At 70.5% G+C, this 7318-nt stretch carries 7 protein-coding genes and 1 pseudogene; all 8 read right to left on the bottom strand.

Annotated features, from left to right (window positions below; translation table 11 throughout):
* Positions 1-411: 411 nt before the first annotated feature.
* Positions 412-1755, bottom strand: coding sequence for a S8 family serine peptidase (locus FK498_RS15840; protein WP_141856230.1), 1344 nt, complete (start codon positions 1753-1755; stop codon positions 412-414).
* A 115-nt stretch (positions 1756-1870) separates the two neighbouring features.
* Entirely contained in the window at positions 1871-2818 is a 948-nt protein-coding gene (locus FK498_RS15845; RefSeq protein WP_141856233.1) for a ketopantoate reductase family protein, read from the bottom strand.
* Positions 2818-3504 (bottom strand): ABC transporter ATP-binding protein, encoded by a 687-nt coding sequence (locus FK498_RS15850; RefSeq protein ID WP_141856235.1) that lies wholly within the window; start codon positions 3502-3504, stop codon positions 2818-2820. The genes FK498_RS15845 and FK498_RS15850 overlap by 1 nt, the downstream gene beginning before the upstream one ends.
* Positions 3497-4747, bottom strand: coding sequence for a lipoprotein-releasing ABC transporter permease subunit (locus tag FK498_RS15855; RefSeq protein WP_141856237.1), 1251 nt, complete (start codon positions 4745-4747; stop codon positions 3497-3499). Before FK498_RS15855 ends, FK498_RS15850 begins: the two co-directional genes overlap by 8 nt.
* Positions 4748-4761: 14 nt before the next feature.
* Positions 4762-6078, bottom strand: a complete 1317-nt coding sequence (proS, locus tag FK498_RS15860) for a proline--tRNA ligase (protein WP_141856239.1) — start codon at positions 6076-6078, stop codon at positions 4762-4764.
* A 66-nt stretch (positions 6079-6144) separates the two neighbouring features.
* The gene (locus FK498_RS15865; RefSeq protein WP_141856241.1) at positions 6145-6525 is read right to left on the bottom strand and encodes a hypothetical protein; all 381 of its coding nucleotides are present in this window, start codon (positions 6523-6525) and stop codon (positions 6145-6147) included.
* Positions 6526-6873: 348 nt separating this feature from the next.
* Positions 6874-7116, bottom strand: a complete 243-nt coding sequence (locus FK498_RS15870; protein WP_141856243.1) for a DUF1467 family protein — start codon at positions 7114-7116, stop codon at positions 6874-6876.
* 9 nt (positions 7117-7125) lie between these two features.
* Positions 7126-7318 (bottom strand): annotated as a pseudogene (locus FK498_RS15875) (MBL fold metallo-hydrolase); the annotation flags it as partial.

The following is a 7318-nucleotide window of genomic DNA, read 5'->3' on the forward strand; positions in this document are numbered from 1 at the left end:
GCGCTCCGCTGCGCGCAACCAGGGGCTACGCTCCGCGCCCCTCCCTCGGCTCCTACACCACTCGAAGAGACATTAACACCGCATGCCCGCGTGCTCGCCCGTCACCGCAGGGAGCCAGCCGCCGAACGGGCCCGACGGGTCATCACGCCAGTGCCATGAGTGGATCTGGCAGGATGGGTCGACTTGACGGTGCCCGACCGAGGTGCTGCGTCGCCTCCTCTGGCCCGAAAGACTGGCACGACGGCGTATCTCTCTGCCGCCGCACGCGGGCGATCGAGATCCGGACAGGACGGGCTCTCCCGGTGGCCGGACGCACTCGACCTGGAGCGGTTTCCACGCATGTGGAAACCGCTCCAGCGCAGCCCATCCTTGCGCAGGGGGCTCGGTCCAGCCGCCTGCGATCCGCCCCCGTCAGGGGGCCTGGACGAGGCCGGCGCCGACACGCGCGGCCGGGAACGGCAGGCGGCGCGCCGTGGACTGCAGCTTGCGCCAGAGGGTCATGCCGCGCATCGCGGTGGAGGTCTGGGCCCAGAGCGCGGCGCAGCCGGCCACGTGCGGCGTCGCCATGGAGGTGCCGCTGATGGTGCGGTAGCGGATCGGCCGCGGCCAGGACGAGAACACGTCCCGACCCGGTGCTGCGATCTCGATCTTGCCGAAGTTCGAGAAGCTGGAGGGCGCCAGGTCGGGATCGAGCGAGGCGACCGACATGATGGTGGGCGAGTTCGCCGGCGCGCCGGTGGTGGAAGCGGCATTGCCGGCGGCGGCGATGATCAGGCAGCCGTTCGCGAGTGCGGCCGACCCGGCGGCGGTGTAGGCCGCCTGCACCGGGCTCTGGCTGCCGAGCGACATCGAGATCACCTGGCAGCGGTTGGCGATCGCCCAGTTCATGCCCGCAAGCACGCCCGCGCCGGTGCCGCTGCCCGAGTTGGTCAGCACCTTGCCGACGAAGATCTGCGAGGCGTGGGCGATGCCGTAGCGCGGCGTCGATCCCGCCGGCGCCTTCGGGCCGGTCGCCGTGCCGATGCAGTGCGTGCCGTGGCCGTGCAGATCCTGCACCGGCTGGCCGACGAAGGTCTGCGTGAAGATCGCGCGGCCGTGGAAGTCGGCATGGCCGAGATCCATCCCCGTGTCGAGCACGGCGACCTTGATGCCGAGACCGCTGCGGGTGCTCCACGGCACACGGCAGCGGATCAGCCCCCAGGTGGCGCCCAGGACCTCCGGCTCGACCTCCTCCTCCTCGCCCGGTCCGGGCCCCGGGGCCGGCACGGCCTTGAGGTCGCGCGCGATCGCGTTGGCCGCGCTCAGGAAGCCGCGGAGATAGTCGGCGCTGTCGGCGAAGACGAAGTACTCGGGCTCAATCACCTCGATCGGGCTGTCCGCCCCGACCTCCTCGAAGGCGCCCATGCCGCGCGTCGCCAGGGCCGTGCCGCTCACGAGCGCCACACCGATCTCGGGGAAGTTCAACGCCTCGGCATCGCCGGTGTCCTCGGGTGTGACCGCCTGGCCGGCGAAGTCGCGCGCATCGGCCATGCGGAAGGCGCGCGCGCGCAGCGCCTGCGCCCCCTCCTCGGCCATGCCCTCGCGATAGGTGACGAGGTAGCGGCCGGTCTCGAGCGTGTCGCCGCCGCGCTGCAGCGCCTCGAGCAGGAGCTGTTCGGTCGAGGCGGAGACGGCCGTGCCGCCGGCCGGCTCCCCGGCCTCGCTGCGCGCCGCCACGCGACGCGTCGGTCCGCGCCTGCCACGCCTGAGTGCCATGGACGTCACTCCCGTTCTATTGCCGATGACGCGCAGCCGCTCTTGCTACGCTGTCGTTACGTTAACCCGGGACAATGACGACCTGCAAGCGGAATGAGACCGGCTCCGGAAAAGTTCAACGCCCCGGCAGGCGGCCGGCGTCGCGCCGGTTCTCGTAGGCCTTGGCGTGCAGCCAGGCCGCCTCGTGCAGCGTCGCATCGACGCCGGCGCGGCGCGCGGCCTGCAGGAGGAAGCCCAGGATGTGATCGGACTCGACGCGGCCGCCCGCCTCGAGATCGCGCAGCATCGAGGCCGATGCGGCGGGGCTTGAGCGGAAGAACGGCCGGAACTCGCGCTCGAGGGCATGCTCGCGCACCGGGTGGCCGTGCGCGGCCGCGATCGCGGCGTTGCGTTCGAGCAGATCGTCGAGCCAACCCTGCCCGCCGGGCACGGCGGCGATCTCGCCGAGATTGGCGCGCATCAGCACCGTCGCCATCGCCAGCGTGCCGAGGAAGACGAGCTTCTCCCACATCCGGCCGCGGATGTCGCCGACCGCCTCGGCGCGCACGGGGGTCGCGTCGAAGGCACGCTTCAGCGCCAGCACGCGCGGCGACAGCGCGCCGTCGAGTTCGCCGAACTCGAGGATCTGCACCGGCGCGAGATGGCGCACCACGCCTTCCGGCGTCAGCGTCGCCTGGATCTTGGCGAGCCCGCCGAGCACCCGCGGCGCGCCGAAGGCCGCCACCAGCGTCTCGATGTGCGAGAGGCCGTTGAGCAGCGGCAGAACGGCCGTGCCCTCCCCGATCGCCGGGCGGATCGCCGCGATCGCGCCGTCGAGATCGTAGGCCTTGGCGGTCAGCAGCACGATGTCCCAGTCGCCCGCACGGGAGAGATCCTCGGCGGCGAGCGCTGTGACGGCCAGCCGCGCATCGCCGGCCGGGCTCTCGATCGCCAGCCCGTCGCGCTCGAGCTGGGCCTTGCGGCCGGTCCGGACCAGGAATGCCACCTCGGCGGAGCCCGCCTGGGCCAGCCTGCCGCCGAAATAGCCGCCGACCGCGCCGGCACCGAGCACGAGCACGCGCATCACCACCGCCCTTCCACGACGTGGCCGTCGCGCAGCGTCAGCGTGCGGTCCATCCGCGCGGCGAGTTCGGGATTGTGGGTCGCGATCAGCGCCGCGACGCCGCGCCCGCGCACGAGCGAGAGAAGCTCGCCGAACACGACATCCGCGGTCGCCATGTCGAGATTGCCGGTCGGCTCGTCGGCGAGCAGCAGCTTCGGCCCGTTGGCGAGCGCGCGCGCGATCGCCACGCGCTGCTGCTCGCCACCGGAGAGCCGGGCCGGGCGATGGTTCACCCGCGCCGAGAGGCCGAGCGCGCCGAGCAGCGTCGCCGCGCGCTCGCCCGCCGCGCGCCTGCCCACTCCGGCGATCACCTGCGGCATGGCGACGTTCTCGAGCGCGCTGAATTCCGGCAGCAGATGGTGGAACTGGTAGACGAATCCGATCGTGGCGCGGCGCAGCGCGGTGCGCTCGGCGTCGCCGAGCGCGGAGGCCTCCCTGCCGTCCACCACGATCCGCCCGGCATCCGCCCGCTCGAGCAGTCCGGCGATGTGCAGGAGCGTCGACTTGCCTGCGCCCGACGGCGCAACCAGGGCGACGATCTCGCCCGGCGCGATCGCGAGGTCCACCCCGCGCAGCACCTCGAGCAGGCCGTCACCGGTACGGAACGACCGTTCGACCCCCTCGAGCCGCAGCACCTCCTCACTCATACCGGAGCGCCTCCACCGGATCGAGACGCGCGGCACGGAACGCCGGATAGAGCGTCGCCGCGAGCGACAGTCCGAGCGCCATCAGTGTCACCTGCAACACCTCGTTCGGATCGACCACCGCCGGCAGGCGCGAGAGGAAGTAGATCTCGGCCTGGAACAGCTCCTGGCCGGTGAGCCCCTGGAGCCATTGCCGGATCGCCTCGATGTTGAGCGAGAAGGCGAGCCCCAGCACGACGCCGGTCGCGGTGCCGAGCACGCCGATCGAGGCGCCGCACATCAGGAAGATGCGCATCACCGCCCCCCTGGTGGCCCCCATGGTGCGCAGGATCGCGATGTCGCGCCCCTTGTCCTTCACCAGCATCACGAGCGAGGAGATGATGTTGAAGGCGGCGACCAGGATGATCAGCGTGAGGATCAGGAACATCACGTTCCGCTCCACCTGCACCGCCTGGAAGAAGGAGGAGTTCGCCTGCTGCCAGTCGAGGATGCGCACGGGCTGCGTGCCCAGCGCGTCGCGGATCGCGAAGGCCACGCCGCGCACGCGTGTCGGATCCTCGACGAACACCTCCACCTGCGTGGCCGACCCCTCCTGGCGGAAATAGGCCTGCGCCGCCTCGAAGGGCAGGAACACGTAGGAGGAGTCGTACTCGTACATGCCGACCTCGAACAGGCCGACGATGGTGTAGGCGACCACGCGCGGCACGGTGCCGAACGCCGTCACCTGGCCCTGCGGCGAGACCAGGCTGATCCGCTCGCCGACGCGCAGATTGAGCCTGGCCGCGAGCCGCGTGCCGATCAGGATCGCGTCATTGCCCTGGAAGCGGTCGAGCGAGCCGGCGACGATGTTGCCGGCGAGGATCGCGCGCGCGCGCAGGTCCTCCGGCCGGATGCCGCGCGCGAGCACGCCGGAGGCGCCGCCCCGCTCGCCAGTCGCGAGCACTTGGCCCTCGACGATCGGGATCGCCTGCACCACGCCGGGCACGCGCCGGATGCGCTCGGCTGCGGCGTCGAACTCGGCGAGCGGACCGGCCGCGCCGTAGACGCCGAGATGTCCGTTCAGGCCGAGGATCTTGCCGAGCAGCTCCTGGCGGAAGCCGTTCATCACGCTCATCACGATGATCAGTGTGGCGACACCGAGCGCGATCCCGGCGAGCGAGAACGCCGCGATCACGCTGACGAAACCCTCCGCCTTGCGTGCGCGCAGGTAGCGGAAGGCGACCATCCGCTCGAAGGGGCCGAACATGGGGTGCGAAGGTCTCAGCCGAGCAGGCGTTCCAGCACCGCGTCGCGGTCGAGCTCGTGCCGCTCGCCCCCCTTGCGGCGCTTGAGCTCTGCGCGGCCCGACGCCGCGCCGCGCGGACCGACGATCACCTGCCAGGGCAGCCCGATCAGATCCATGTCGGCGAACTTCACCCCTGCCCGCTCCTCGCGATCGTCGTACAGCACCTCGGTGCCGGCATTGCTGAGCGCGGCGTGGATCCCGTCGCAGAGTGCATCGGTCGCGGCATCGCCGGGCTTGAGGTTGATCAGTCCAACGCGGAACGGTGCGACGCTCTCCGGCCAGATGATGCCCGCCTCGTCATGGCTCGCCTCGATGATGGCGCCGACCAGACGCGAGACGCCGATGCCATAGCTGCCCATCTCCGGGTGGATCGGCCTTCCGTCCGGTCCCTGCACCGTGACCCCCATCGGCTTCGAGTACTTGGTGCCGAAGTAGAAGATGTGGCCGACCTCGATGCCGCGCGCCTCGACGCGCTCGCCATCGGGGAGCGCGCCGAAGGCGGCCGGGTCGTGCTTCTCGTCGGTCGCCGCGTAGAGCGAGGTCCAGGAATCGACGAGCGGCTGGAGATCGGAATCGTAGTCCACCGCCTCGCCGAGGATGTCGCGCTCGACCAGACCGCGATGCGCGAAGACCTGGCTCTCGCCGGTCTCGGCGAGAATGATGAACTCATGGCTCAGATCGCCGCCGATCGGCCCCGTATCGGCGCGCATCGGGATCGCCTTCAGGCCGAGCCGCGCGAATGTGCGCAGATAGGCGACGAACATCTTGTTGTAGCTCCGGCGCGCGCCGGCCTGGTCGATGTCGAAGGAGTAGCTGTCCTTCATCAGGAATTCGCGCCCGCGCATCACGCCGAAGCGCGGACGCACCTCGTCGCGGAACTTCCACTGGATATGGTAGAGCATGAGCGGCAGTTGCCGGTACGATTTCACGTAGGCGCGGAAGATGTCGCTCACCATCTCCTCGTTGGTCGGGCCGTAGAGCAGTTCGCGCTCGTGCCGGTCGCGGATGCGCAGCATCTCCTTGCCGTAGTCCTCGTAGCGGCCGCTCTCCTTCCAGAGCTCCGCCGGCTGGATGGTCGGCATCAGGAGCTCGTGGCAGCCGGCCGCGTCCTGCTCCTCGCGCACGATGCGCGCGATGTTGGTCAGCACGCGGTGGCCGAGCGGCAGCCACGAATAGATGCCCGCAGCCTGCTGGCGGATCATGCCGGCGCGCAGCATCAGCCGGTGCGAGACGATCTGCGCCTCGGCCGGCGTCTCCTTGAGCGTGGGCAGGAAGTAGCGAGAGAGGCGCATCGCGTCGTCCCGGGTTGCGGAAGGGTCGCGAACACTAGCGGCGCGGCGCGCTTCCGTCACGCCGGCTCACCGGCGGCGCGCCTCGCGGCAGGCGGCGGCGAGGGCGGCGGCATCGTCCGCCGCCAGCGGGCGGCCGTTGAACAGTGCCTGGCCGTTCTCGATCTCGATCACGCCGAGCGGCAGGTCCGCGATCAGGTCGCGCGGCAGGCCCAGGCGCCGCCGCAGATCGACGCCCAGCAGGATCGTCAGCCGATCGGGCACGATCGCGGGCGACGGCGCGAGATCGGCGGGCGCGACCGGCCGACCGCGCACATCGACGCCCGGGCGGAAGGCGACGTCGGGTGCCGGCACGTGCCGCTCCAGCCGGCGGCAGTCCCGCTCGGCGATCGTCTGGGCTGAGGCCGGAGCCGCGCCCGGAAGCGCCGTCACCACCAGCGTCAGCGGCAACAACGTTCCCCGCTGGACTCGACGCATATCACTTTCTTTCGTTTTGCTGCAGCGCAGCGAACATCATGTTCGCGATGCTATGGACGCGCCGTTTACGATCGGCTAACAAGAAACGGGCCGCGCGCCTTGCGGCATGCGGCCCAAGTTTAGGGAGGAAACGCCAGTCACACGGCAGGAAGAGGACGGCCCTCTTCCTGCCGTTGATGTATGCGTGCCTGCTGCGTCGCGACAAGACAAAACTCGGCTGATCCGCCGATTTTCTCCTCATCCGCGACAAGATCGGATCATTTTTCCAGCAGCATGCATATGGAGCGTGCGTCTTTTGCCTCGAAGATAGTCAAACACTGCTCAGAACCCCTCGCGGAAGCTGATCGCGCCGGACTCGATCACGACCCAGATCCCGAGCCAGATCGCGCCCGAGACCAGCGTCGTCACCAGCACCTTGCGCACGAGAAGCGGCCGTTCCGGCGCGCCGCGGAAATGCGTCTTCTCCTCCGGATCGGTCACCGGCCGGGTCCAGAGCGGCAGCACGGCGAACAGCACCGTCCACCACACAAGCGCATAGACGACGATGCCGGTGAACCAGGTCATGGCGCGTCCTCAGCGCTCCAGCCGCATGACGTGCACCTCGATCACGGGGCGCTTCTGCCACAGGGCCCGGCGCAGCAGGCCGCGCAGGGCGCTGCGCGCGGCTTCCGCGACCGCCTCGTCGTCGCGCCGGACCTGCGCCGGCAGCCCGGCCACGGCGGCGGCGAGATCGTCGGCGAGGCCCTCGGCCGCGCCAACGCCGTCC

This window comes from Elioraea sp. Yellowstone (assembly GCF_006704265.1).
In the GTDB taxonomy this organism is placed as follows: Bacteria; Pseudomonadota; Alphaproteobacteria; order Acetobacterales; family Acetobacteraceae; genus Elioraea.

What these genes read in the sequence shown, in the direction of transcription:
- FK498_RS15850 (WP_141856235.1), bottom strand. Translation starts at nt 3,504, where the DNA reads ATGAGTGAGGAGGTGCTGCGGCTCGAGGGGGTCGAACGGTCGTTCCGT.
- proS (WP_141856239.1), bottom strand. Translation starts at nt 6,078, where the DNA reads ATGCGCCTCTCTCGCTACTTCCTGCCCACGCTCAAGGAGACGCCGGCC.
- FK498_RS15870 (WP_141856243.1), bottom strand. Translation starts at nt 7,116, where the DNA reads ATGACCTGGTTCACCGGCATCGTCGTCTATGCGCTTGTGTGGTGGACG.
- FK498_RS15840 (WP_141856230.1), bottom strand. Translation starts at nt 1,755, where the DNA reads ATGGCACTCAGGCGTGGCAGGCGCGGACCGACGCGTCGCGTGGCGGCG.
- FK498_RS15845 (WP_141856233.1), bottom strand. Translation starts at nt 2,818, where the DNA reads ATGCGCGTGCTCGTGCTCGGTGCCGGCGCGGTCGGCGGCTATTTCGGC.
- FK498_RS15855 (WP_141856237.1), bottom strand. Translation starts at nt 4,747, where the DNA reads ATGTTCGGCCCCTTCGAGCGGATGGTCGCCTTCCGCTACCTGCGCGCA.